2 protein-coding genes are annotated in these 1,564 nt (G+C 37.4%); both read right to left on the bottom strand.

The window, feature by feature from the left end:
- Positions 1-202: 202 nt before the first annotated feature.
- On the bottom strand, positions 203-664 hold the full coding sequence (locus tag E0485_RS24325; RefSeq protein WP_132420618.1) for a GNAT family N-acetyltransferase: 462 nt from the start codon (positions 662-664) through the stop codon (positions 203-205).
- A 280-nt stretch (positions 665-944) separates the two neighbouring features.
- Positions 945-1,564: acyltransferase family protein (locus E0485_RS24320; protein ID WP_165921288.1), on the bottom strand; the 620-nt coding region annotated here is incomplete at its 5' end.

Raw genomic sequence — 1,564 nt, 5'->3', positions numbered from 1 at the left:
TAACGTTTCGCATTCCTGACGTCCAAGCGGCTTAAGGCAATAAAGTTGCCGGGTCGTCAGACTTAGCCGGTTGGATGTGTCGCCTGATTTACTTCTCCGAAAATCCTCTCGGTGACCGAGGAGCTTTAGCGACGACGCAGGAATGTAATGTTAGCTGATGTCAACGACCTCTTCGAGTAACCTAGCACAAGTTCTTTATAGTTTATTTTAACTTTAGTTTATATATAATCTCGCCATCTTGGTTCTCTTTATCTTGATTGACAAAACCTAATTTCTCGTAAAGCTTTCTAGCATGATTATTACTTTTTTCGATTGTTAGAGAGATTACTTCGCATTGTCTGTTCATCTCCTGAATGAATTCTAATATTCTTTTAAGAGATTGTGTTCCTAATCCCATCCCTTGATATTCCTTGTCTATTTGAAAGCCACCGATCCAGTAATTATTAGTACTATTAGGTGTATAGGAAAGATAGAAAAATCCAAATGTTTTATCATCCTTGCACAAAATATATGGATCAAAAGCCTCATCCCACGGTTTTATATAAGCCCATGCTAATGATTCGATAACAGAAGGCACAAACTTCTCTTGTGATTTGAGTAAAGATATCGAGAGAGCTTCTTCCCAATTATTTTTATCAATTGGTTCTATGCGGATTAGATTCATTTTTTATATTCCTTTCAATTTTCCATCACAATTTCGTTGATTTCAGCTAACGTTCTTGTGTTCCCGACGCCTCACCGACTTAAGCCCCGATAGGGGCGGCCGCGATGCGGTTAGTCGGTGCAGGTGTGTCTGCTGAATATGCTTCCTCGAAATTCCTCATGCAGACCAAGGGGCGGATGCCCCGCAGTGGGAACACGGTGTTATAGGAAGTTCTTGCCTTCTTTGAATCTTCTCCAAAGTCTATTTTTTTATATTCAGTGATTACTTGTATTAATGTTCATTAACAATCTATCATTTTTGATGATTTAAGTTTATTATAAGATTTTATTAGGTATGCAATCTTTCCAATGATAAAATGACTTATACCAAAGCTTAAAATAATACCAAAAAAAGTGACTAATAGAAACTTAACGTATGCTGACATACTCATGTTTTCGAATGCGTACTGCAAAATAACGACAACTGGTACATGAATAACATAAACAGTAAATGTATTGGTTGAAAGATTTTGAAACAGTACACTTGCTTTGTTGAATTTCACATAAAATAAATAAATTATTCCGATACATAACGCTGCACACAGAAATGTTTCAAAGACGGAATAGGCTAGGCTTCCCCAAGTAAATCCGCCTTTTTGAAAAAAACTCAGTTTGCCAGAATACATTATTAAAACAAGGATAACACCAATAGCAAGCCAACTAAGCCCAAGGGATTTGGGTATATTCCCCATCCATCCTCTTCTCGCAGCTAAAAGCCCAAGGATAAAAAAACTGGCATACTGCGGCACATGCGCAAATTCAGTTTGTATTATTCCAAGAAAGCCTACCCAGTGGTCGATAGGATACCAAATTCGAATTACAAAAGTAACAACGGCAACAAAGAGCGTAAAGAGTAATATAG

This window comes from Paenibacillus albiflavus, from assembly GCF_004344915.1.
Lineage (GTDB): Bacteria > Bacillota > Bacilli > Paenibacillales > NBRC-103111 > Paenibacillus_AM > Paenibacillus_AM albiflavus.
This window is presented reverse-complemented; position numbering and strand designations above follow the sequence as displayed.